This window comes from Heliorestis acidaminivorans (assembly GCF_008933955.1).
Classification (GTDB): Bacteria; Bacillota; Desulfitobacteriia; order Heliobacteriales; family Heliobacteriaceae; genus Heliorestis; species Heliorestis acidaminivorans.
Genome location: NZ_WBXO01000009.1, coordinates 43,967 through 67,184 on the forward strand (window position 1 = coordinate 43,967; position 23,218 = coordinate 67,184).

At 41.3% G+C, this 23,218-nt stretch carries 21 protein-coding genes and 1 riboswitch; of the genes, 16 read left to right on the top strand and 5 right to left on the bottom strand.

All coding sequences use genetic code 11. From position 1 onward, the window contains the following. Nucleotides 1-21: 21 nt before the first annotated feature. From F9B85_RS10975 to F9B85_RS11000, 6 genes are all read left to right on the top strand, one after another. Nucleotides 22-570, top strand: coding sequence for an isochorismatase family protein (locus F9B85_RS10975; RefSeq protein ID WP_151620863.1), 549 nt, complete (start codon nucleotides 22-24; stop codon nucleotides 568-570). Between the two features lie 202 nt (nucleotides 571-772). Next, nucleotides 773-988 (top strand): FeoA family protein, encoded by a 216-nt coding sequence (locus tag F9B85_RS10980; protein WP_151620865.1) that lies wholly within the window; start codon nucleotides 773-775, stop codon nucleotides 986-988. A 48-nt stretch (nucleotides 989-1,036) separates the two neighbouring features. Then, nucleotides 1,037-2,800 (top strand): ferrous iron transporter B, encoded by a 1,764-nt coding sequence (locus F9B85_RS10985; protein ID WP_151620867.1) that lies wholly within the window; start codon nucleotides 1,037-1,039, stop codon nucleotides 2,798-2,800. A 128-nt stretch (nucleotides 2,801-2,928) separates the two neighbouring features. After that, complete coding sequence (locus F9B85_RS10990) at nucleotides 2,929-3,573, top strand: SAM-dependent methyltransferase (RefSeq protein ID WP_151620869.1); 645 nt, start codon at nucleotides 2,929-2,931, stop codon at nucleotides 3,571-3,573. After that, nucleotides 3,503-4,492 (top strand): lysylphosphatidylglycerol synthase transmembrane domain-containing protein, encoded by a 990-nt coding sequence (locus tag F9B85_RS10995; protein ID WP_151620871.1) that lies wholly within the window; start codon nucleotides 3,503-3,505, stop codon nucleotides 4,490-4,492. Before F9B85_RS10990 ends, F9B85_RS10995 begins: the two co-directional genes overlap by 71 nt. A 224-nt stretch (nucleotides 4,493-4,716) precedes the next feature. Next, nucleotides 4,717-4,956 (top strand): hypothetical protein, encoded by a 240-nt coding sequence (locus F9B85_RS11000; protein WP_151620872.1) that lies wholly within the window; start codon nucleotides 4,717-4,719, stop codon nucleotides 4,954-4,956. Nucleotides 4,957-5,190: 234 nt separating this feature from the next. Here the strand turns inward: F9B85_RS11000 and F9B85_RS11005 are convergent, their stop codons facing one another. Genes F9B85_RS11005 through F9B85_RS11015 form a run of 3 tightly spaced genes read right to left on the bottom strand, consistent with a single transcriptional unit; the run spans nucleotide 5,191 to nucleotide 8,523 of the window. Further along, complete coding sequence (locus F9B85_RS11005) at nucleotides 5,191-5,715, bottom strand: HMA2 domain-containing protein (RefSeq protein ID WP_151620874.1); 525 nt, start codon at nucleotides 5,713-5,715, stop codon at nucleotides 5,191-5,193. After that, entirely contained in the window at nucleotides 5,690-8,023 is a 2,334-nt protein-coding gene (locus F9B85_RS11010) for a heavy metal translocating P-type ATPase (protein WP_151620876.1), read from the bottom strand. Before F9B85_RS11010 ends, F9B85_RS11005 begins: the two co-directional genes overlap by 26 nt. A gap of 2 nt (nucleotides 8,024-8,025) precedes the next feature. Beyond that, nucleotides 8,026-8,523: a hypothetical protein gene (locus F9B85_RS11015; protein WP_151620878.1), complete on the bottom strand. Its 498-nt coding sequence runs from the start codon at nucleotides 8,521-8,523 to the stop codon at nucleotides 8,026-8,028. A 202-nt stretch (nucleotides 8,524-8,725) separates the two neighbouring features. Between F9B85_RS11015 and F9B85_RS11020 the strand changes: the two genes are divergently transcribed. Beyond that, complete coding sequence (locus F9B85_RS11020; RefSeq protein WP_151620880.1) at nucleotides 8,726-9,460, top strand: hypothetical protein; 735 nt, start codon at nucleotides 8,726-8,728, stop codon at nucleotides 9,458-9,460. 146 nt (nucleotides 9,461-9,606) lie between these two features. On the opposite strand, the gene F9B85_RS11025 is transcribed toward F9B85_RS11020, so the two are convergent. Continuing rightward, nucleotides 9,607-9,924 carry a YbjQ family protein gene (locus tag F9B85_RS11025; RefSeq protein ID WP_151620882.1) on the bottom strand — a complete coding sequence of 106 codons (318 nt, stop codon included), beginning with the start codon at nucleotides 9,922-9,924 and terminating at the stop codon, nucleotides 9,607-9,609. Between the two features lie 346 nt (nucleotides 9,925-10,270). On the opposite strand from F9B85_RS11025, the gene F9B85_RS11030 reads away from it, so the two are divergent. The 7 genes from F9B85_RS11030 to F9B85_RS11060 all read left to right on the top strand — a co-directional run bounded on the left by F9B85_RS11030 (nucleotide 10,271) and on the right by F9B85_RS11060 (nucleotide 19,489). Continuing rightward, a complete protein-coding gene (locus tag F9B85_RS11030; protein WP_151620884.1) occupies nucleotides 10,271-10,975 on the top strand; it encodes an ABC transporter ATP-binding protein in 705 nt (234 codons plus the stop codon). Beyond that, nucleotides 10,972-13,326 carry an ABC transporter permease gene (locus F9B85_RS11035; protein ID WP_151620886.1) on the top strand — a complete coding sequence of 785 codons (2,355 nt, stop codon included), beginning with the start codon at nucleotides 10,972-10,974 and terminating at the stop codon, nucleotides 13,324-13,326. The genes F9B85_RS11030 and F9B85_RS11035 overlap by 4 nt, the downstream gene beginning before the upstream one ends. 5 nt (nucleotides 13,327-13,331) lie before the next feature. Then, complete coding sequence (locus tag F9B85_RS11040) at nucleotides 13,332-14,564, top strand: efflux RND transporter periplasmic adaptor subunit (protein WP_151620888.1); 1,233 nt, start codon at nucleotides 13,332-13,334, stop codon at nucleotides 14,562-14,564. A gap of 88 nt (nucleotides 14,565-14,652) precedes the next feature. Further along, complete coding sequence (locus tag F9B85_RS11045; protein ID WP_151620989.1) at nucleotides 14,653-16,239, top strand: peptide chain release factor 3; 1,587 nt, start codon at nucleotides 14,653-14,655, stop codon at nucleotides 16,237-16,239. A 12-nt stretch (nucleotides 16,240-16,251) separates the two neighbouring features. Next, nucleotides 16,252-16,956, top strand: a complete 705-nt coding sequence (locus tag F9B85_RS11050; protein WP_151620890.1) for a TVP38/TMEM64 family protein — start codon at nucleotides 16,252-16,254, stop codon at nucleotides 16,954-16,956. Between the two features lie 238 nt (nucleotides 16,957-17,194). Beyond that, entirely contained in the window at nucleotides 17,195-19,210 is a 2,016-nt protein-coding gene (locus F9B85_RS11055) for a methyl-accepting chemotaxis protein (protein WP_151620892.1), read from the top strand. A gap of 72 nt (nucleotides 19,211-19,282) precedes the next feature. Then, a complete protein-coding gene (locus F9B85_RS11060) occupies nucleotides 19,283-19,489 on the top strand; it encodes a hypothetical protein (protein ID WP_151620894.1) in 207 nt (68 codons plus the stop codon). 73 nt (nucleotides 19,490-19,562) lie between these two features. Here F9B85_RS11060 and cysK read toward each other — a convergent pair whose 3' ends face one another. Next, nucleotides 19,563-20,492 (bottom strand): cysteine synthase A, encoded by a 930-nt coding sequence (gene cysK / locus F9B85_RS11065; RefSeq protein WP_151620896.1) that lies wholly within the window; start codon nucleotides 20,490-20,492, stop codon nucleotides 19,563-19,565. Nucleotides 20,493-20,705: 213 nt separating this feature from the next. Then, nucleotides 20,706-20,810: riboswitch (SAM riboswitch) on the top strand. 75 nt (nucleotides 20,811-20,885) lie between these two features. On the opposite strand from cysK, the gene F9B85_RS11070 reads away from it, so the two are divergent. Both F9B85_RS11070 and F9B85_RS11075 read left to right on the top strand, forming a co-directional pair. Further along, nucleotides 20,886-22,019 carry a trans-sulfuration enzyme family protein gene (locus F9B85_RS11070; RefSeq protein ID WP_151620898.1) on the top strand — a complete coding sequence of 378 codons (1,134 nt, stop codon included), beginning with the start codon at nucleotides 20,886-20,888 and terminating at the stop codon, nucleotides 22,017-22,019. 44 nt (nucleotides 22,020-22,063) lie between these two features. Continuing rightward, entirely contained in the window at nucleotides 22,064-23,203 is a 1,140-nt protein-coding gene (locus F9B85_RS11075) for a trans-sulfuration enzyme family protein (RefSeq protein ID WP_151620900.1), read from the top strand. The last annotated feature ends 15 nt before the right edge of the window (nucleotides 23,204-23,218 follow it).

Sequence of the window (23,218 nt, forward strand, 5' to 3'; positions counted from 1 at the left end):
GTAAGAGTAGGAGGGGTAGACATGGCCTACAATCGCCTTAAGCGAGAAGAAGTCCTTCTTTTGGTCATTGATGTTCAGGAAAGGTTAGTACCAGCTATCGACAAAAAAGAAGTGATCCTGCGTAACATTGCAATTTTGGCGCAGACAGCTCATAAGTTGGCCATACCTATCCTAATTACGGAACAGTATCCTAAAGGTTTAGGTACGACGGTACAAGAATTGCAAGAAGTGCTGGCTGAAGCAAAAGTCCTAGAAAAAGTCACCTTTAGCGCTTGCAACGAAGAATTACTGACAGAACTAGAGCAAGTAAAGCGCAAAGATGTTATCGTTGTCGGTACAGAATGTCACGTTTGCGTCTTCCAAACAGTACGAGATCTCCTAAACCAAGGTTACAGAGTTATTCTGCCTAGCGATGCTATTGGTTCTCGCAGAGAACTAAACTACCAAAATGGTTTGGCTATGATGAAAGAATTAGGAGCGGAGATCTGGAATAGCGAATCAGTTTTTTTTGACTTACTAGAAAGAGCTTGTACTGATGAGTTTCGAGCTTTAGCACCTTTAGTGAAGTAAAAGAAAAGTTGAATAGCATATAATACAAACTAGCTTAAGCCACTTTTGCCTAAAGGCATTAGTGGTTTTTTTCTTTAATACCAACTATGGAAAAAAGCTCTTTACAGAGCAGAAAAATGGGAATATAATTGAAAATGAGTATCATATCTTTAATTATAAACTGAAAATTACAGTCATTATCACACTGAAAGGGGATGAGTATATGCCCTTGTACAACATAGATCAAAAAAGCAAATATGTGATTGAACAGATACCACAAGTAGGCTTGTTAAAATCTCTAGGATTACGTGAAGGAGCTACAGTTACAGTGCTTTCTCAACAGCCTTTAGGAGGTCCTATTGTTATCAAAATAGGGAGTCGCCATATAGCAATCGCCAAAGATTTAGCTGATCAGATCACAGTAAAAGAGACTAGTTAATCGATTCTATTCAAAGTACAAAGAAGGACTATTAAAGAGGTGACTCTGTTGGACTGCCATTCGCAAGAAGAACTACTTTTACCAGTACGAGCTGATGAAATAAGAGTGCTCTTAATGGGTAACCCCAACGTAGGTAAGAGTGTTGTCTTTTCCAAACTAACTAATAAAGAAGTATTATCTGCTAACTACACCGGTACTACCGTCGGTTTTACAAGTGGAAAAACAGAATACCGTGGTCAAGTAATTTCTCTGATTGATGTACCTGGTACTTACTCTTTAGAGTCTACATCGCCTGCTGAAGAAGTGGCGATTAATATGCTTGGCGAAGGTGCTCATCTGATTTTATGTGTTCTTGACGGAACTAATCTGGAACGTAACTTAAACTTAGCCCTACAACTAAAACAATGCGATATTCCTATCGTTTTTGCTGTTAACTTTTTAGATATTGCAGAGCGAGAAGGTATTTCCATCGATACAACAGCCTTAGCTCGTGAATTAGATGCGCCGGTGCTTCCGATTATTGCTATTCGCAATCAAGGTTTACAAGAAGTGCTGGATCAAGTTGTCAAGACGGCCAGTATTGAATTGAAATCTTGTAAACCTGATGGAAAGCCACAAAAAGAACAGTGGCAAGAGATAAGTCGAATTGTAGATAAGGTTCTGAGGGTAGAGGAAAGGCAACCTACTTTTCGCCAACGCCTTGGTGATTGGATGCTTCGACCAATGCCCGGGTTGCCAATTGCTCTACTCGTACTTTTAGTGGCTCTAGGCTTAGTCGTTGGTGGCGGTAAAGCTTTACGAGCTGTTTTTTTCTTGCCTGTTACACATGACCTAATCGTACCTGCAATTAAGTCTTTTGTTGCTTTATTTGTGACGGAAGGACTTCTTTTTAACATATTAGTCGGTGAATATGGCGTTCTTGTGAAGATGATAGAATGGCCTTTTGCCTTGATTCTACCTTATATCTTTTTGTTTTACATTGTCTTGGCTTTTATGGAAGATAGTGGTTACATGCCTCGCCTAGGTGTGCTATTAGATAGAACTTTACGCAGTATGGGTCTACAAGGAGGTAACGTAGTACCTTTATTTATGGGCTACGGTTGTGCTGTGCCAGCCATTTTAGGTACTCGAGCCGCAACGACCTATAAAGAGCGCCTTATCGTAGCAACTTTAGTGTCACTAGCTATACCTTGTGCCTCGCAAACAGGTGCCTTTGTCGCCTTACTTGGAGAACGCTCCATAACAGTGTTAATACTGATGCTAATTATTTCTTTTGGTGCTCTTGTGGTGGCTGGTAATATTATGGGGCGAATAATTCCCGGAAAAATCGATCCTATGCTATTAGAGATTCCTAATCTCTTGCTCCCCGATCGGAAAGCTATTACTAGGAAGATATGGCTAAGAACAAAGAACTTTATGGTTGACGCACAGCTACCTTTGTTTTTTGGTATTGCTTTAGCCGCTCTTATGGTAGAAACGGGTGCTTTAGAGGTCTTTGGCGAATACATAAAACCTCTCGTGTCAGGTTGGATGGGCTTACCACCAGAAGCTAGCTTGGCGCTGGTGCTTGGTATTATTCGTCGTGAACTAGGTGTATTGCCTCTTTTGGAAATGGATTTAACTACACTACAACTATTAGTAGGTTCTGTTGTTGCTTTGTTTTACGTACCTTGCTTGGCTGTTTTTGGCGTACTATTTAAGGAATTTGGTGTCAAAGTTGCTGTGTATATCGTTGTCTTGACTATAACCAGTGCCTTTTTCTTTGCTGGCCTAATTAATCAGGTAGGTTCCTTGTTACTAGGCTTTTTCTAGTAACAAGGACGTCCTTTTTTAATATAACTTACTTTTACATAAGTCACATAGTTCCTGTTTATAAAGGAACTTTTCTATAAGGATTAGAGATGATTCATCATTACGAAAAAAGGGGGGCTTTTCGCAATATGATGAAAATGAAACTTATTAGCAAACTGACACCCTTGGTAGAGCAGGTAGCATTACGCTCTTCCTGGATGTTTCGCTTACACAAAAAATATTATGAAGAAGTAGTAAGTAAAGAAATCCTGCTTGGTAGAATAACCAAGGAAGATAAGGTTCTCTGTATTGGTGGTGGACCTTTACCTTGTACAGCTCTAGAAATTGCCCAACGTACAGGTGCAAGGGTGGACGTTATTGATTGTGATCGAAGTGCTGTTTATTGTGCTAGAAAATTTGTTGAAAAGTTAGGGTTAACTTCACAGATAAAAATCTTTTGTGCTTCCGGTCAACATATAGATACATCACCTTATACCGTAGTTCATGTAGCCCTACAGGCTATGCCACAGGATGCTATCTTGCGCAATGTGTGGCAAGGAGCCCAAAAAGGCACACGTGTTCTTCTCAGATGTCCCGATGATATGAGGTTGTCTTTTTTTGACCAGGAGAAGAATCCCTATTGCATAGCCTGTTCCATAACGAAACAAAAAAAGGCTACCTTGAAAAAAACGATCCTTCTATTAAAAGGGAGAGAGCGCCTTGATGAAAGCGCTACTGTATGTGGTAGGACTGTCCATTCTGGCTTTCCTGCTCTGGTCGGTACCTATCAGTGAATTAATTGATACTTTGAAAAGCATGGATCGCACTTTGCTTTTTTTCGCCTCTTTGTTGCAGATATTTACGGTAGCTTTAATAGCCTTGCAGTGGTATATCTTTGCCAAAAAAATAGGCGGAAAAGTTACTTATCTAGATATGGTACATATGAATTTAGCAGGTACTTTTGTCGAGTCAATAACTCCAGCTATGAAAGCAGGCGGTGAAGGAGCAAAGATCTGGCTTTTATGTTCGAAAATGCGCTTTAGTTTGTCGCAAGCTGTGGCTTTATTGACCTTGCAAAAAGCGATTAGCATTGTTCCTTTTCTGCTCATTAGTGCCATTGGCTTATCTTGGCTTATGCTTAATCACAGAGTGGAAGGCTTGCAGGGGCAGATTTTTTTGGGAAGCTTTCTTTTTCTTTTAGCAACAACGGGCTTGATCCTTCTTTTTTTGCTTATCCCAAAGCAAATGATGGCATTGCTTGAACGTATACCTTTGTCAAAAGGAAGGAAAGAAAAAGCTCTTGCTGGCATTGATGCTTTTCGTCAGGCTATTGCAGAAACTAAAGGGGACCAGGCTATTTGGATGGGGCAAGGTGCTCTTTCTATTTTTATCTGGCTTCTTTACCCAGTGAAAGCCTATATTGTTGTGTTAGCTTTTGATGTGCCTATCTCTCTAGCCCTAATTGGCGTTATAACTTATCTTGCTTACATGGTTGCGATGCTTCCTTTGTCACCTGGTGGAATTGGTACTTTTGAAGGAGCTATGGTACTACTGTTGAGCTCTTTTAACATTCCTTTGCAAGAAAGCCTAGCCCTTGCCGTAGCTATACGCTTTGTTACCTTTTGGCTAGTCTTTTTGATCAGCGCTATCTATCTGGCTAGTCATAAAGTGTGGAACTTGTTACAGAATTTGCGAAAGCCAATTGTGTCATGAAATATTATTGCTAATTAAGAATAACCCTCGCTTGCTTTGATATGCTCTTTTTGTGGAAGAAAAAGAGTGATAAAAAAATGCAGGTTAATGATGTGCTTACCTAGTAATTTCTTTTTCTCCTAGTTGGTTGTAGCATATCTTATTGACAAGGGTTACAAAAAGCATTAGAATTCAAATGAGAATAAATATCACTCGTTATATTGGAAGGGGTGACATTTTTTACTATGAAGGAGCTCTGCCAACTTTACCGACAGGTAGGTGAACAGTTGGGTGTCCTTTCACAGGTGGCTGATCAGACCTATCTGTTAGCCAAAAAAGCAGAAGATGAAGTAACAAAAATGGGTTTTCAAGATGAAGAGATCGTTTCTATATCTAGTAACTTAAATGCTCTTAGCCATCAAGTTGCAGTTGTGGAAGAGAAGATTTACGAGCACTTGATCACACTAAAAGTAAATAAGCGATGATCACTACATAATATTGATCAAGAAGCTATTCTTTTTTACTCCCCACATAAAGCTATCTTGATTCCAATACTTTTCAAAAAATGTTTGCTTTCTAAGACTTGCTGTTCAGCAAGACTTTTTTTTATAGAAAAAAGCCTCTATCACAGGATGGGCATAACCAAAGTGCTGTGACAGGGCTTTTTTTCTTTTCCTTTTCTTACCTTTTATTTCACCTAAAGCATGCTCTCAGCAAAACTACGCTCTCGGTGGCAAAGCCTTCGCAATCTCCCTTTTCACAGGTGAGGCTTTCGCAGGCAGAACAGCGGCAGTGAAAGCCTTGCGAGACTCCAAAATCCCTAAGCGGCGCAAGCGCGCTCGAATGATGGGATAGTGCTTTTTCAACAGGTAGGCAACAATACTCCACCAGAGCATATTGCCGATCCTCAAGCGAAAGAGCTTTCGATGAACCATTACTAGCACTACACCAGCGCCTACTTTAAGTAGAGCAAGAGCTGGCGTAGTTGTTGTTTTGCTAACATTGTTTAAGGCAAAAGTATCTTTCGGCGCTGATAACAAGGCTAGCAAAGCTTGTTCTGTAATCTTTGCAACGTCGTACTTAATTAGAACGGTCTTAGAAAGAGCGTTATAATCTACCGACTGCACAGCAGAGAGCCTTTCCATCGATTCTAAGCGGTCGAACCAAAGCGACTGCGGAGAAGACTCTAGGATTTGCAAACGCATGCGTCCTGGAATCTTATGCAGAATCTTCCATCTTAGCAAGGGAACCACCTCCCAGCTCTTTGCGACCTCCTTCTACATCAAGAGGATAGATTAGCAAACGACCTGAGTTTAAGACGACACCTAAAGTACTTAAGTTGTGAAGTAACGCGCCTGTTAGAGGGGAGATAATGTTCAAAGCACCAAGCAGAATTCCTGTAGCATTAATACCAACAGCAAAAGCGAAGTTCTGACGAATCACTTCCATGGTACGGCGACTTAAGATGACAAGTTGTACTACTTTGGTAGGGTCATCTCCTTGTAGTACAATAGGCGCTGTTTCAATGGCGGCGTCACTACCAGCTTGTCCCATTGCAATGCCTACATGAGCCGTTGCTAGGGCAGGAGAATCGTTGACACCTTCACCGACCATGGCTACTTTATAGCCCTGGTCTTGGTATTTTTTGATAATATCTACTTTATCTTCGGGCATAAGACTACCGTGGCTGAGTTCGATACCTAGTTGACGAGAAATGATTGACACCGTTTCCGGATTATCACCGCTAATGATGGCCACATTTTCAATGCCTTCGGCGTAAAGCAGATCAATTGCTTCTTTTGATCTTTCACGTAATTTATCAACCACACCGATGAGACCTATTAAAGTTTTTTCATGAGCTACATAAAGAACTGTTTCGCCAAGGTTATGCATTCTTGTAGCTTCAAAATCAGCATGTTTGCGCTCAATACCTTCATCGTCCATCCAATGACCACTACCTACTAAGAGTGGTCGACCGTCAATAAGTACGCGGATTCCGTGTCCTATAACAACTTCATCATCTGTATGTTCTGGAATAATTAGCTCCATTTCTCGCGCTTTTTCGACTACAGCGTTAGCTAGTGGGTGATTAGAATGCAATTCTCCAGAAGCGGCCAGAGCTAATACGTTTTCTGGGCTGTAGTCGTTATGTACGCTAATGATACGGCTTACACGAGGACGACCTTCTGTCAAAGTACCAGTCTTATCGAAAAGAACCGTGTCAAGAGAGCCTGCTTCTTCTAAATAATGACCACCTTTGATTAAGATACCACGTCGAGCACCATTGCCCATAGCGGCACTTACTGCTGTCGGCGTAGCCAAACCAACAGCGCAGGGGCAGGCAATAATCAACATAGTCATAGCTCTTCGGAAATCGCGAGTAACAAAGAAAACAGCCAGAGCTAATAAGAAAGAGAAAGGAACAAAGCGCTCAGAAAAGCGGTCGGCAAAGTTTTGGATAGGCGCACGATGACTTCGTGCATCTTCTACAAGATGAATAATGCGAGCTAAGGCTGTATCATCTCCAACCTTAGTCGCCAAGACACGTATGTTACCAGTTTCAACCATCGTACCGCTGAAAACACTGTCCCCAGGCTGTTTCATTCGTGGGATAGATTCACCGGTCATCATTGCTTCGTTAACAGCCCCTTGGCCTTCCTGAACTTGACCATCTACAGGAATTTTAGAGCCAGGCTGTAGAACAACCACATCGCCAGGTACGATATCTTGTACTTGTACTTCTATTTCCACACCATTACGAACTACCCAAGCTTTTTCTTCTTGTACTTCTAATAGCTCTCGAATAGCTCGGCGAGAACGTTCTAAAGTCAGAGTCTGAAAAAGTGTAGAAAGATTAACTAAGAAAACGACGACCAGTCCAGTAACACTTTCCCGTAAGAGCAGAGAAACGAGAGTGGCCATGCTAATTAAAAGATCGTTGTTTATCTTTTTGCCACTTAAAGCACTTAAGCCACTACGTAAGATAGGATAGCCAGCTACAATTGTTGTAAGGGAAGAAACAGTATGTACGGTACGACTGGCCGATAATATGGAAGGACCTAAGAAAAGCCTTTTTACACCAACCCAAAGCAAGATGGCACCTGTAAATACAGATTGGATAATCTGCCTTTTTAAAGGTAGCTCTTCAGGCTCTTCTGCTACAGGGCGACAACGGTTAGTTTTACATAGACTCTTGTTATCATCAGAGTTGTCTGTAGAACAAGCAGAGCCTAGGGAGTCCTTCGACTCATCTAAGCTATCTGTACTTGAAGAGGAAGCTTCAGCAAGAGCCGCCGTTAGCTCCAAGCGTATCAGCGTTTCCTTATCTAGATTTTTTAGCTTTAGTAATTCTTTTTTTATCTCTTCAAGTGGTACTATGGAAGGATCATATAAGACTAAAACATTACCAGAAGCAGAGCTAGCTGTAATTTGTTTTATTCCGCCATAGGAAGAGAAAGTCAGTTCAATCACTTTCGCTAATAAAGCATTACTCTGTAACCCTCGTAAGGACAGACGAACTCTTCCCGGCAGTTTATGAATAACTTCTACCATAACTAGGTATCGCCTTGTTCAGTGTTCTTTCCGTTCTTTGGTGTGTCTCCTGCTGAAGGAGCAATTTCTAGATGGCCTTGAGCTTTAATTGCGCCCTGATTTTCCACAATTGCGGAATTAGAAGGTGCTGTTGTTACAGTACTTGTTACTGAAGAAGTTTTTGTAGCATTTACTGACTCTACTTCATTGTTGACACTTTCCTGGCAAGATACTTCTTGTTCTTGCTCAGTGGCCACTTTTTCTTGATAATGCTTAAACTGAGCTTCTGCCACAATATCTTCCACGTTTTCTTTCAGTTGAGCACCTTTAGCGACTGCTTTCTCAGTTATGTCAATAGCACCTTGAGTAACTTGTACAGCAAGAGGTCTAAGAGCTTTAGCTACGGTAGGAATGAGAGCAGTAGCTACTAAAGTAGCACCAACGCCTAAAGCAAAACCTTTACCACTTTTACTTCCCAACAAAGAAAAAAGTTGTTTACGCACACCATTTCCTTGATTCATGAAAAAACCTCCCTTTGAAAATAAGTATCAACTACATAATCAATTGTATTAATATTTGCCAAAAAAGTAAAGCAAAAAGATACACAATTCGACAGGAGCTTTAGTGGAAAAAAGATATGCTAAAAGTTTTTTTTTAGATTGACAGATCTTATCTAATCTCATATCATGATATTGAAAATCGTTTTCTAGTGAGGTGGCTTTAATGGCATCCTTAGTATCTTCCCGTTTAAGTGAAAAGAGCTTGGTAGAGAGCCAACACAAAGCACACCAACAAGAGACACAACAAAAAGCTGTAGAAGCAAAAGCCAAGTTACTTCTTCAGCAAGGCAAATCTATCATTAAGGTCCATTGCCATAACTTCGAAGAGCAATGGCGTCAGAAAATGAATCAGGAAATTGATAATGTAACTGAACAAGCTTATACTTTGTTAAAATATAAGGAATCTGATTTTCTTCCTACTGGTAATGATTTACAAAAATTATTAGAAGATATTCGCTTTGACTTAAATAGGATTCATTCAGAAAAGTTCGGAGAAAAACTTTCTTTACCAACTTACCTCCCTTATCCGTCAACAATTCAACAAGGAGTAAGGGAGCAGAAAGCGACCTTACTCTTAACGGGCTTTGCAGAAAAGCAATACAATCAACTATGGAATCATACTTTGCAGTTAGCCGTCCCTTCATCAATACCTAAGTGGGGAAAAAGCTTACTACAACAAGGCATGTCTTCCTTAGGTATCGGTTCTTTACTATTGAGTGTTAATGAATGCACTTATGAACAAGAAAAAAAACGTTACCGTCAACAGATTATTACTCGCTTTGACGGATTGCTTTGCCGTTGGCGACATTACTTGTTAGAGCAATGGCAGGAGCAATTTCAAAGAGCTTTGTACTCTTGGTATGATCAACAAGTTGCCTCTCTCGAAAAACAGAAGTAAGCAATAGGACTAATCAGTAAATATATTATATAAGAGAATGAATAAAGGCCATGACAGTATTACTTACTGTGTGGCCTTTATCGTTTTTCCTAGATGTATTAAGTTAATAAATGTGAAGCTATAGAGTTATTTAATTTTCACCTTTATTACTGACTAGTTTTCACAGCTGTACCAAAGACGAGAACTTCAGCAGCTCCTTGCATAATCGACGATGTAGAGAATCGTACATTAACAACAGCATCAGCGCCAAGCATTCTTGCTTCTTCGAGCATCGCTTCTATGGCTAAGTTTCGTGCTTCATTTACCATTTTGCCATACTCCTTCATTTCACCGCCTACTAATTGGCGTAGCCCTGAAACTATGTCACTACCGATATGCTTGGCTCGAATACTACTTCCTCTAACTAGGCCTAAGGTTTGAACGATTTTTCGGTCGGCAATCGTTTCCGTATTAGTAATTAACATAGAAAAACACCTCCTTATCTTGAATCTATAGTGTTTTTTCTGCACAGATAATCTATTCCCTTGCTTTTTAGCTAAAAAAACCAATAAATCTCTTTATAGAGAGTAGAGTTAGGATGAGAAGCCTATCTTGTAACTCAAGAGCAGGCTTTTTGCTATTTCTGGGAATGAAAAAACCTTGTACCGCACTAGCACATGAATGTAAAATAATTGTATGAAAAAGAGAGTATTGCATAGTACTTATACATTTAATGTTTAGTCCCTTTTCTTAGGCGATGTTATAAAGAGGCCAGTTATCAAATAATAAATTTACAAGCAAAGTCGTCCCTTAAGAAAGTAGGTGAATTCAATGGATCCTATCTTTCGCACTGAAAAATTAAGCAGGCTTTATCAAATGGGTGAAGTCACCGTTCCTGCGCTAGTAGATGCTACTTTCGAGATAAACCTAGGGGAACTTGTGGTCATTCTCGGTCCTTCTGGTTCTGGCAAAAGCACCCTCCTAAACCTTTTAGGTGGCCTTGATTCAGCTACTTCAGGTCACTGTTATTATCGAGGACAAGATCTATCTTCTTTTAATGAAAAAGCTTTGACTAATTATCGTCGCAATGCTGTGGGTTTTATTTTTCAATTTTACAATCTTTTGCCGGCCCTTACGGTTCGTGAAAACGTAGAAATGGGAGCTACCTTAGTTAAAACCCCCTTAGATATAGATGAAGTATTAGAACATGTAGGACTAGCAGAGCGAGCTAGTCACTTCCCAGCGCAATTATCAGGAGGAGAGCAACAGCGCGTTGCTATAGCAAGAGCGGCCGCCAAAAATCCTGATGTGTTACTTTGTGATGAGCCAACAGGCGCTCTCGACCTTTCTATTGGCCGCAAAGTTCTAGATTTTCTACAAAAGTTTAACCAAGAGCAAGGCAAAACAGTTTTTATCATTACTCACAACGGTGCAATTGCTCAGATGGCTCACCGTGTGCTGGTCATGGGCAGTGGGCGCATTGTGGAAAACAGGATTAACGCCCAGCCTTGTGCGGCTGAGGAGGTGACCTGGTGATACTATGGCGCAAGCTTTGGCGCGAAGTACAAGGGCGCAAAGGAACTTTAATTGCCGCCTCCTTAGTCATGACTGTTGGTGTCATGATTTTTATTGCTTTTTTCTCAACGAGTCGCAACCTTTACCAAGCCAAAGAGTCCTACTATGAAGAGCTCCAATTTGCTCACATCTTTGCCCAGGTACGGCAAATTCCAGAAACAGAACTTGAATACCTGCAGGGCTTACCGGGTCTAGAAGCTTTAGAAGGTCGCATAGTTCAAGATCTTTCTTTGCAAGACGGTAAGACTTTACGTCTCATATCTTTACCTGAAGATAGAACTAGTCAGGTTAACGACATACGTTTTGTAGAAGGTAGTCGTTCAGAGAATGCTCTCGCCAATCTTGTTCTTGATCCGGCTTTTGCAACAGCTAATGCTTTGCAAGTTGGTGATTTTGTAGAGTTGCTAGTCAAGGGACGCTTAGTAAGCCTTGAGATAACAGGCCTGGCTATTAGCGCTGAATATATCTATACCTTGCGAGACGGTGCTGAAATGGCACCTGATCCGGAAGGCTTTGGTATTGCTTACATAACTCATGAACGAGCTCAGGAGCTATTTGATTTACAAGGCCTCTATAATGAAATAGTTTTTCGAAGTTCTAGCTCCGATAGTGCGTCTATCATGGCATTAAAGGATCTGCTAGAAGAAGAATTAAAACCTTACGGGCTTATATCGATTTATGATCGAGAAAAGCAGATTAGCCATGCTGTCTTAATGCAGGAGATCGAAGGTCTGGAAATAATGGCCTCTTACATGGCTGTTGTATTTTTGCTTTTATCTAGTTTCATGCTCTTTAACTTACTTCATCGCTTAGTAAAAAGTCAGAGAAAGCAGATTGGAACTTTACTAGCTTTTGGTTATCATCCTCGGCAAATTTTATTACATTTCATGGTCTGGGGTTTAGGTGTTGCTTTTCTTGGTTGGCTTTTTGGCGTCTTACTTGGAACAACAGTAGCTAATGGCCTTACAGAATACTTGGTTACTTACTTTAAGTTACCTGATGTATTCATCGGCTTTGATGGTCAGCGCATGGCCATAGCCTTTTTCTTAGCCGCTTTGGGAGGTGCTTTAGCTGGTTACTTAGGAGCTAGAAGTGTTTTGCGCCTAGAGCCTGCTGAAGCTATGCGCGCTGAAGCACCACAAAGTGGAAAAGCCTGGCCGCTTCATCGACTTCCTTTTTGGCCTCTCTTGCCTTTTACTAGTAAACTGATTTTGCGTAACTTACTGCGCAATCCAGGACGCTCTCTTTTAACTTTTGTAGGCTTGCTAATTGCATATATTCTAACTGTTACTGGTATGGCCTTAGATGATTCAGTAAATTACATGTTCGAGGACTACTATGTAGAGAGTCAGCCTTTTGATTATCAAGTCTATTTAGCACAGCCTTTACCGGCTGATGATGTAATAAGTGAGATCGAAGCTTGGCCAGAAGTTCACTTTGCTGAAGGGCACTTGATTATTCCGGCACGATTAAAAAGTAGAGGAGCTAGTGAAGAAGTAGCTCTCCTTGGTATAGAAGAAGAGGGGCGACTCTATCGATTGCTTGATAAGGAGGGGGCTGATCAAGTCCTCTATGCAGAAGGTCTTACCTTATCGGAGCGATTAGCAGAACAACTTAATGTAAAAGCCGGTGACACAGTTCAGGTAGAATTTTTACTAGGTGAACCTTTGGAAGAACTTTGGACTATTGCTCAAGTAATACCCCAATATATTGGTTATAATGCCTTTTTGCCAAGACAAGTAGCTAGTAAGGTCATAGGAGAAAGAGATGTTACTACTTCTCTCTTGCTCAAAGTAGAACCGACCCTACAGGAATCGCTAGAAGAAAAATTGCAAGAAGCTGATGGAATTAATACTTACCTCAGTCAGATCAGACTGCAAAACAACTTAGCTGAATTGATGGAAACGATGATCTACACATCTATCGTAATTGTTACTTTTGCTATGATCTCAGGAGTGACAAGCCTTTATGCTGTCACATCCTTAAACTTAGAAGAACGGCGCAGTGAATTAGCAACCTTAAAAGTGCTCGGCTTTTCCAAAGGTCAGATGCTAGCCATGATTGCAGGAGAAAATGGATTATTGGCCCTAGGCGCTGTTCTTGCAGGCATTCCCTTGAGTACAGCCTTAGTTGCGGCCTTGCTTAAAGCAACATCAACTGATTTTTATGAAGTGCCACTGTATTATTCCGTTGATGTCTTTCTCTGGGCCGGCTTGGCTATAGTTAGCTTTGTATTACTAGCTCACTTATTGCTTTATCGCAAACTAGTTCATTTTGATATGGTTGAAGTTTTCAAGGAAAGGGAGGGTTAGTGGTAATGATTAAGAAAAAATGGCTTCTCTGGTCACTACCAGTGCTATTAATTATCTTGTTGCTTTTCTATTGGGCTACCACAACAGCTAATGGTAATATCGAAGTTCAGAAGCCTCAAGTTGGAAGTCTAGAAGTGCAATGGAAAGAGCGAGGTTACCTAGTAGCTCAAGAAGAACAGGTTCTTTATCCTCCAGTAGCAACTAAAGTTTTGGAAGTAGCCAAAAAAAGTGGTGATGTGGTAGCCAAAGGAGACTTTCTTTTGCGCCTTGATAACCGCCCTTTACAAGAGCGGCTAGCTCAGCTTGAAGCACAGCGAGAATTGATTATGGCTGAAGTGAATCAGGAAGCGAAAGTCTGGCAAGTTGCCATCGTGGCAGAAGAAATAGAACAAAGCAGGCTAAAACTTGCAGAACTAGCTACAGAGCGTGAACGAGTTGAACAGCTAGTCTCAGCAGGCGCTGTACCTCCTGTAGAATTAGAAAAAATTGAAAATAGAATAGCTTTAGAACAAAGCCGCCTTGCTCAAGCAGAAGCGCAGTATGAGCAGGCACAGGTACTGCGTGATCAAGGTGACTGGACTGAACGATTACGAGCAATAGAAGCAGAGAAAGCAGGCTTAATTGGAGATTTAGCGACTCTTGAGATTCGAGCACCCTTTTCAGGCACTATTAGTGAAATGAACCTTTATCGTGGCCAACTAGTAGACCCTTCTAGACCCTTATTGAACCTGACAGGCAAGAAAGATCTGGAGATACAAGTAGATGTGCTACATGAAGAAGTGAACAAAGTTCATAAAGGGCAAGAAGTAGTAGTAAGTCATCGGGGCACAGGCAAAAGTGTACAGGCTAAAGTAGACAGAATTGGAACTAGAGCAGAAGCAAAAATCTCACCTTTAGGATTAGAACAACGTCGCGTACCTGTCTACATAACTGTCGACCCCATACCAGAACAATGGCTTGAAGGCTTTCCCATCGATGTTACTTTCTCTTGGACTACTGAAGAAAGTTTGCTTATTCCACGCAGTGCTCTTTTAGCAACTGCCGAAGGGACTTTTCTTTATCTCATGGAAAATGAAGAAGTGAAGCAAGCGCCTGTTAGCATTGGCATTATAGCTAATGAGAAAGTACAAGTCTTAGCAGGACTACAAGGTGATGAGGAGATAATACTTTCCCCAGAAAATGTTAAGGTGGGCCAAAAAATAAAAGCTACTCAGCTCTCTTTCACTTCCTCTGAATAAGTTGTATACTAATATGATGTGATGTTAGTCAGATTGGTCTATTCTTAAGAATTAGCCTGGAGGAAGAAATATAATGACAACTGCTGAAATGTCAACGTTAGCCCAAGAAGTCAATCGTCGTCGTACTTTTGCTATCATCTCTCACCCTGATGCAGGGAAAACGACTTTAACAGAAAAGTTACTGCTTTACGGAGGTGCTATCCGCTTAGCAGGTTCCGTAAAAGCAAGAAAATCTCAAAAGCATGCCCTCTCAGACTGGATGGAGATTGAAAAGCAAAGAGGCATCTCTGTAACCTCCAGTGTGTTGCAATTTGACTATGATGGCTTCCGTGTTAATATCCTTGATACACCAGGTCACCAGGACTTCAGTGAAGATACTTATCGTACTTTAATGGCAACAGATAGCGCCGTAATGGTTATTGACGTTGCCAAAGGCGTAGAAGACCAGACGAAAAAGCTTTTCCGCGTCTGTAAACAGCGAGGAATTCCTATCTTTACTTTCGTTAATAAGCTTGATCGCTTTGGCAAAAGTCCCTTTGACTTAATGGAAGAGATCGAGAATGTTCTTGGCATCAGGGCTTATCCAATGAACTGGCCTATAGGAAATGATGGCAATTACGTTGGTGTCTACAATCGAAAGTTAGCCCAAGTAGAACTTTTTGATACAGAAGGTGCTCATGGGCAGAAGATTATTCCATCACAAGTAGGCTCTGTTGATGATCCTGCTTTTGCAGAGCTTTTGGGAGAAGAAGCTTACAAAGCTTTACAAGAAGACATTGAGTTACTTGATCTAGCTGGTGATGTTTTTGATGAAGAGAAAGTAGCGGCTGGTGAATTAACGCCAATGTTTTTTGGTAGTGCTATTAGCAACTTTGGTGTACGTCCTTTTCTTGAAGAATTCTTGCAACTAGCGCCGCCGCCCCTGTCCCGTAAAGGTGTCGAAAATGCTGTAGAACCTCATGACGAGCGTTTTTCAGCTTTCGTCTTTAAGATTCAAGCGAACATGAACCCCACCCATCGGGATCGTATCGCATTTATTCGCATTTGTTCTGGCAAGTTCACCAAAGGGATGGCTGTTAAGCATTTAAGCACAGGAAAGACGATCAAGCTTGCTCAGCCAACGCAATTTATGGCTCAGGAGCGGACGATCATAGACGAAGCCTATTCTGGCGATATTATCGGTCTTTTTGATCCCGGTGTCTTCGGTATTGGCGATAGTCTTTGTCAAGATGGTCTGACCTTCCAATTCGAAGATTTTCCTGTCTTCCCACCAGAACTTTTTGCACGCGTTCAAGCCAAAGATACTATGAAGCGCAAGCAATTTAACAAAGGTATGACTCAGCTCACTCAAGAAGGAGCTGTACAAGTCTTTCGTCAACCTGAGATGGCCATTGAGTCTTACATTGTAGGAGCAGTAGGTTTGCTTCAGTTTGAAGTACTAGAGTATCGCTTGAAAAACGAATATGGTGTAGATATTGAAATGAACCATCTTGGATATAGCACTGCTCGCTGGATCGATGAAGGAGATCTTAAGAAAAGTATTAAAGGCATCGATAGTGCTATGATCGTAAGAGATATAAAAGATCGCCCCGTAATTCTTTTCCGTAACGAATGGTCCTTCAACTGGGCCAAAGAGCAGAATCCGTCGGTGAATTTTATGATCGTGCCTAAGTAGAGGAGGTCTGTCGTGCCAATCAAAAAACTTATCTATCTAGCTATTTTTCTTGGCACCGCCTTCTCAATCTGGCAAACAGAATGGGGAAAAACCTTTCTAACCATGTCGCTGACGACAGATATAGAAGCGCTTGCTACTTATCTTAATGAGCTAGGTTGGAAAGCCTGGTTAATTGCTATTTTTCTTTCAACGGTGCAAAACTTTATCGCCCTTATACCTAGTTTCTTTTTAATTGGTGCCTTTGTTCACGTTTTTGGTTGGCAAACTGGTCTGCTTATTGCTTGGATTGGTGAAATAGTAGGTGCTGCTTTAGCTTTTGTATTTTTTCGCTACTATGGTCGTTCCTATATGGCAAGCTTGTTAAGTAGACATAAGAAGCTGAATCAATTTGATCATTGGATTCGCGATAACGCTTTTTGGAGTATCTTACTCTTACGTTTAGCACCTTTTGTGCCTACTGGTGCTATCAATATAACAGCTTCTCTAAGCGGTGCTTCCTTTGTCGCTTTCATTGCCGCTACTGCGATAGGTAAAATTCCCATGGTGCTTTTTGATGGCTTGATCGGTCATGATATCTGGAACCCCCAGGAAAATGCTCTGCGCTTAGCTATTGTAACGGTTGTTATGATCGTCTTTGCTCTGCTAGTTCATCGATATCGAACCAAGTTCTATCAGGCAGAAGCAACATCTGCAGAGGAATCAAAAATGAACAGCTGAACGATAAATAGTCCAGACACGCTTTGCTCAATCGGTACTTGATCACAAGTACCGACTTTTTTTGGATATAAAGAATTTGGGGTTTTATTCAAATTAATTAGGTTAATTAGGTTAGCAAAAAGAAGTAAATTAGCAAGGAGAAATATTAAATAAGTCGAATATGTACGCTAAAGATCTATGTTGCATAAACAGCTTTCTATAGAAGACTTGATTTTAATCAAAGATCGGAGTGGATAGAATGAAAAGCCTATTTAGTGGCTTACAAGCAAAGTTGATCTTAGTGATTCTTGGCATACTTCTTGTGGCAACGACTATTTTTGCTCTCTTCTCCATCTACACAGCCAGCGATCGCTTTGAAAGGGTTTTCATAGAACGTATCGAAAAAAATCTTCTCGGTATGGAAGAGCTTTTGTCTATGTATAAGACGCAGGCCTTAGCACAGAGTAACATCTTAGCCCAACATCCTCAAATTGTTGAAGGTGTGCAGAGAAATGACTTTAGCTATCTCTTGACAGTAACAGCGCCTTTAATGGAAATGGGTAAATTAGATTACCTTGTCATCACAGATCCTACTGGTCGTGTGATCATCAGAACTCATGAGCCTCAAAAGGTCCCAGCGCCTGATGATAATATTTCTAATCAGATTAATATTCAACAAGCTCTTGCTGGCAAAGCTTTTGTGGGCATTGAAGAAGGTAGAGTCGTTAGACTCTCTGTGCGTGCGGGAACGCCTATTTACAATGAGGCAGGTCAATTGATTGGTGCTCTTTCAACGGGCTATGTGGCCAGTGCTAATGGCATGGTAGACCAAGCTCAACATATGTATGATGGCGTATTTAGTTTGTTTTTGGGAACAGAACGGGTAGCCACAACAACAGTTGATGAGAGCGGGAATCGGCAGATTGGGACAGAAGTACGTAATGAAGAAATTGTACAAAGGGTGATACAAGAAGGTAGTCTTTTTGTTGGCATGAACCAATCTTTTGATCGCAATTTCATTACAGGATATATGCCTTTAGAAGGTGCTGATGGAACTACTATTGGCATGATTGGCACAGCCATCCCACGTGCGGAGATTCAAGCTATTGAAAGGGCACTAGCTACTCAAACAACCATAGCGGCAGTTGTTATTTTTACTATAGCAGGATTCATTGGTTGGTTCTTCGCAGGTCGCATAGTTGCTCCTATTCAAGAACTTCAAAAACTAATGACAAAAGCTGGTGCGGGTGATTTAACTGTACAAGGTACAGTTCGCTCGAAAGACGAACTAGGTGAGTTAACTAGTTCCTTCAACGAAATGATTAGAAGTCAATCGCAAATCATTGCTATTGTTCGTCAAAGCTCCGATGAATTAGCAGCTGGATCAGAGGAAATGGCTGCTTCAGCCCAACAAGTAACCTCAGCAACACAAGAAGTAGTACGCAATATTCAAGATCTAACGGAAGATGCAGAACAAGGCAACCAAGCCGCTCTCAATGCTTCTGAAGTTCTCTTAGAGCTTTCATCGCTCATTCAGATTGCCAAAAACGAGGCTATAGTTGCCGCAGAAAATGCTGTAGACTCCCTTACGGCAGCAGAAGTTGGCAAGACAACGGTAGAAGAAACAGTAAGTCGTATGGTAACAATCAAGAAGAAAACGATAGAAACAGAAGAACAAATTGCTACGCTCGATCAATATTCCAAGCAAATTAGTATGATTACCGAAACAATTACTAACATCGCTGGTCAGACTAATCTGCTAGCACTTAATGCCGCCATTGAAGCGGCTAGAGCAGGAGAAAACGGTCGAGGTTTTGCAGTTGTAGCTGATGAGATTCGCAAGCTAGCAGAACAGTCTAATCAAGGCGCTGAAGAAGTGTCAGCTCTTGTCAAAAAAGTAGAACAAAGCACTAGAAATGCTGTAGAGGCAACGCAAGAAAGTCGAGGAGAAGTTGAGAAAGGTGTTATTGTAGTCAACGAAGCAGGAGAGGCTCTGGAAAAAATAATGACTACAGTAAAAACAGCAGAAAAGGCAGTACAAGACATTGTATCCTTAACAACAGAAGAAGTAGCTAGCTCTGATAAAATTGTCGCTTTAATTAACTCTGTTGCATCTACAATTGAAGGAACAGCCCATAAAGCACAAGCAGTAGCCGCCGCTTCTGAAGAAACCTCGGCGGCTATGGATACTATTTCTGCGGCAACAGAAGAAGCAAGTGCCATGGCTTTAGAATTAAAGTCCTCAGTAGAACGCTTTAGTGTGAACAGCAAGTAAGTGTAAATAAAAAATAATAAGCATGAGCCTCCTTTTCTTAGGGAAAAATAAAAAGAAAAGGAGGTAACTTTTTTGCCAGAACATGAACAGCAAAATCCTTATGAGCAGGGAAAAAAAGGCAAGGAACTACAAAACCAGCTTAATAACGAGGGTAATGAGTTAACGAATATTCCATCGGCAGTAGATCCGGAAAGCTTACAAGGTATTCCTGCCGCTCCTGGTATAGCAACTATTGAAGAACATGATACCTTGCCAGAGATCTCGAAAGATCCCCGCTAAAGTAAAAAGAAGAGTAGCTCAAGTATCTAGTACTAGAGCTACTCTTCTTCTGATGCTGAGTAGGGCTTTCTGATTAGGCTTCTGTAAATAAGACTGTGCTCAGATAACGCTCACCCGTGTCAGGGAGAACAGCAACAATACGTTTACCTGCGTTTTCTGGACGCTTTGCTAATTGAAGAGCGGCATAAGCAACAGCGCCAGCAGAAATACCAACGAGTAAACCTTCTTCTTTGGCCAGACGGCGACTTGTAATAAGGGCATGATCATCGAGAACAGGAATAATCTCATCGACTACATCTAGATCGAGAACTGGTGGAAGAAAACCAGCACCAATTCCTTGAATCTTGTGTGGACCAGGCTTACCACCAGAAAGCACAGGAGAAGCGGCTGGTTCGACAGCAACAACCTTAATGTTACTGTTATACTTTTTCAAAGTCTTACCAGCACCCGTAACAGTACCACCTGTACCAACACCAGCAACAAAGATATCAACTTTACCTTCTGTATCTTTCCAGATCTCTTCGCCTGTAGTTACTTCATGAATAGCTGGGTTAGAAGGATTAGCAAACTGCTGGAGTAAAATGGCATTCTCAGTCGTTTCAGCCAACTCTTCAGCTTTACGTACAGCACCTTTCATGCCTTCCGCACCAGGGGTCAAGACTAGCTCAGCACCATAAGCGCTTAATAAGTTTCTTCTCTCCATACTCATAGTTTCAGGCATAGTAAGAATGAGTCTATAACCTTTCACGGCCGCAATCATGGCTAGAGCAATACCAGTATTACCACTAGTAGGTTCAATGATCAACGAACCTTCTTTTAACAAGCCTTTTTGCTCCGCATCGAGGATCATATTCAAACCGATACGATCTTTTACACTGCCACCAGGATTGAAAGATTCTAGCTTAGCAAGCACTTCAACATTCTCAGTCTCCACAATACGATTTAACCGTACCATCGGTGTTTTTCCAATTAGTTCGCTAACGTTTTGAGCAATCAAAGCCATAGCAGAAGTCACTCCTTACTGTTTTTAATCCCTAGTAATCATATCGGATATTAACCATATCACTTAAGTTCATCATAAAGGCAAGATCGACCTTTGTCAAGCATAGCCTTTTATAAAATTTCTAGCTTTCTGTCGAAAATAGCCAACCCAAAAAAAGACTTGACCTAAGGCGACAATACCTGTAATCTTATATCGGAAAACTAAACATTAAGTTTCTTATCAAGAGCGGCGGAGGGACAGGCCCTGTGAAGCCCGGCAACCGGCGGTATTAACTGCAAGGTGCTAAATCCTGCAGGGAAAGTCCCTGGAAGATAAGGCATAGTGCTTACTAGAAGTCTTCTCTTCAAAAAAAGGGAAGACTTTTTATTATGCAATAATAAGGAGGATGACGTCTTGCGTATAGAGACTTTGTTGGCTCAATTGGGAAATGGAAAAGATCATACAGGAGCTATTAGCTATCCTATCTACCCTTCTGCTACCTATCGTCATCCCGCTTTGGGTGAAAGTACTGGCTTTGACTACAGTCGTTCTGGAAATCCCACCCGTAAAGTTTTAGAAGAAGCTATTGCTCAGCTGGAAAAAGGCAAGCGAGGTCTAGCTTTTTCTTCGGGTATGGCCGCTATTGCCTCTTGCCTGTCCCTTTTTAAGCCTGGTGATCACCTTATCCTTTGTCAGGATCTATATGGGGGAACTTACCGACTAGTAGAACAAGTTTATGGACCATTGGGCCTGACAGCTACTTATGTTGATACACGTTCTAGTCAAAAAATTAGAGAAGCGATTAGGGAGAATACGAAAGCTATTCTGGTAGAAACTCCGACTAATCCGACGATGCATATTACAGACTTGAAAGAGATGCATCAGATTTGCAAGGATCATGACTTACTCATGATTGTCGATAATACTTTTATGAGTCCTTATTTGCAACGGCCTATTGAAGTAGGTGCTCATATCGTTATTCATAGCGGTACGAAATACTTAGGTGGTCACAACGATGTGGTAGCAGGACTTGTTGTAACAGCAACGGAAGAGCTAGGTGAGAAGCTATATTTTTATCAAAATGCTATAGGTGCAGTGTTAGGTCCCTTTGATGCTTGGTTACTGTTACGAGGCATGAAAAGCCTAGCGTTACGGATGGAACAAAGTCAAGCTTCTGCTCAAGCGCTGGCTCAATGGTTACAAGAACATAAAGAAGTAGAGCAAGTTTATTACCTTGGCTTACCTGAGCACCCTGGTCGAGAAGTTCATTTTGCTCAGGCTAGCGGGGCAGGAGCTATGGTTTCTTTTGCTCTTCGTAAGGAAGAGCAAGTTGAACAAGTTCTCTCTCGTGTACAATTAATCTCTTTTGCTGAAAGTTTAGGTGGAGTAGAATCTCTAATTACTTTCCCAGCCAAACAAACGCATGGTGATATTCCCGAAGAATTACGTTTACTAACTGGCGTTACGTCTACTCTCTTGCGCCTTTCCGTAGGCATTGAAAACGTAGAAGATTTAATCGCAGACCTTGATCAAGCTTTACGGGATTAAGGAAAAACTAAAGCCTGATTAACACAAAAGGGTAGGTAAGAAGAATGAAAAAAGCAACACAGGTTATCCATACAGGGATTGAACCGGAAAAGCATACTGGCGCTTCAAGCGTACCAATCTTCATGGGTTCAACATTTCATCAAACAGATATTGACGAAATACCAGCTTATGAATACTCTAGGTCAGGCAACCCAACTAGAGAAGCTCTAGAAACTGCACTGGCTAAGTTAGAAGGTGGTACTAGAGCTTTTGCCCTTGCCTCTGGCATGGCCGCTATGACAACAGCTATGGCCCTATTCGGTGCTGGCGATCATGTTATCGCTTCCCGCGATATATATGGTGGTACTTATCGATTGCTTAGTAAAGTGTGGACTCAATTTGGTGTGGAAACGACTTTTGTCGATACTACAGACCTAGAAGCTATAAAAGAAGCAGGACAGCCTAACACTAAAGGGTTAATTCTTGAATCGCCTTCTAATCCCACCTTGGCTATTACAGATATTAAAGGTGCTGTAGCTATTGCCAAAGAAAATAATTGGCTTACGCTAATTGACAATACTTTTATGACACCCTATCTACAGCAACCTTTAGAGTTAGGTGTTGACGTCGTAGTCCACAGTGCCACTAAGTTTTTGGGCGGCCATAGTGATCTCGTAGCAGGTGCTGTTGTTGTAAAAGATAAAAATCTGGGCAAAAAACTTTCCTTCTATCAAAACGCTTTCGGTGCTATTCTAAGTCCTCATGACAGTTGGCTTTTAATAAGAGGCCTCAAAACTTTAGCTGTTCGCATGGAAGCTTCTCAAAAAAGTGCAGAAATAATTGCTTCTTACTTAGCTAAGCAAAAAGGGATTGAAAAAGTCTACTATCCTGGCTTAGTTAGTCACAAAGGCTATGACCTACAGCTCCAACAAGCAGAAGGAGCGGGCGCCGTACTCTCTTTTGATCTAGGTAATCGAGAAAAAGTGAAAAAGTTTCTTCAAAAAACTAAGTTACCTCTCGTGGCTGTCAGCCTTGGTGGCGTAGAGTCGATCTTATCTTATCCAACCACCATGTCCCACGGTGCTATGGAGCCAGAAGAACGTCTTATCCGAGGCATTGGCCCAGGTCTAATCCGACTTTCAGTAGGTTTAGAAGACCCTGACGATCTAATTGATGATCTACATCAAGCTTTAGAAGACTTATAATCATAAAGGAACCCC

What these genes read in the sequence shown, in the direction of transcription:
- F9B85_RS10975 (WP_151620863.1), top strand. Translation starts at nt 22, where the DNA reads ATGGCCTACAATCGCCTTAAGCGAGAAGAAGTCCTTCTTTTGGTCATT.
- F9B85_RS10980 (WP_151620865.1), top strand. Translation starts at nt 773, where the DNA reads ATGCCCTTGTACAACATAGATCAAAAAAGCAAATATGTGATTGAACAG.
- F9B85_RS10990 (WP_151620869.1), top strand. Translation starts at nt 2,929, where the DNA reads ATGATGAAAATGAAACTTATTAGCAAACTGACACCCTTGGTAGAGCAG.
- F9B85_RS10995 (WP_151620871.1), top strand. Translation starts at nt 3,503, where the DNA reads ATGAAAGCGCTACTGTATGTGGTAGGACTGTCCATTCTGGCTTTCCTG.
- F9B85_RS11000 (WP_151620872.1), top strand. Translation starts at nt 4,717, where the DNA reads ATGAAGGAGCTCTGCCAACTTTACCGACAGGTAGGTGAACAGTTGGGT.
- F9B85_RS11010 (WP_151620876.1), bottom strand. Translation starts at nt 8,023, where the DNA reads ATGGTAGAAGTTATTCATAAACTGCCGGGAAGAGTTCGTCTGTCCTTA.
- F9B85_RS11015 (WP_151620878.1), bottom strand. Translation starts at nt 8,523, where the DNA reads ATGAATCAAGGAAATGGTGTGCGTAAACAACTTTTTTCTTTGTTGGGA.
- F9B85_RS11020 (WP_151620880.1), top strand. Translation starts at nt 8,726, where the DNA reads ATGGCATCCTTAGTATCTTCCCGTTTAAGTGAAAAGAGCTTGGTAGAG.
- F9B85_RS11025 (WP_151620882.1), bottom strand. Translation starts at nt 9,924, where the DNA reads ATGTTAATTACTAATACGGAAACGATTGCCGACCGAAAAATCGTTCAA.
- F9B85_RS11030 (WP_151620884.1), top strand. Translation starts at nt 10,271, where the DNA reads ATGGATCCTATCTTTCGCACTGAAAAATTAAGCAGGCTTTATCAAATG.
- F9B85_RS11040 (WP_151620888.1), top strand. Translation starts at nt 13,332, where the DNA reads ATGATTAAGAAAAAATGGCTTCTCTGGTCACTACCAGTGCTATTAATT.
- F9B85_RS11045 (WP_151620989.1), top strand. Translation starts at nt 14,653, where the DNA reads ATGTCAACGTTAGCCCAAGAAGTCAATCGTCGTCGTACTTTTGCTATC.
- F9B85_RS11055 (WP_151620892.1), top strand. Translation starts at nt 17,195, where the DNA reads ATGAAAAGCCTATTTAGTGGCTTACAAGCAAAGTTGATCTTAGTGATT.
- cysK (WP_151620896.1), bottom strand. Translation starts at nt 20,492, where the DNA reads ATGGCTTTGATTGCTCAAAACGTTAGCGAACTAATTGGAAAAACACCG.
- F9B85_RS11075 (WP_151620900.1), top strand. Translation starts at nt 22,064, where the DNA reads ATGAAAAAAGCAACACAGGTTATCCATACAGGGATTGAACCGGAAAAG.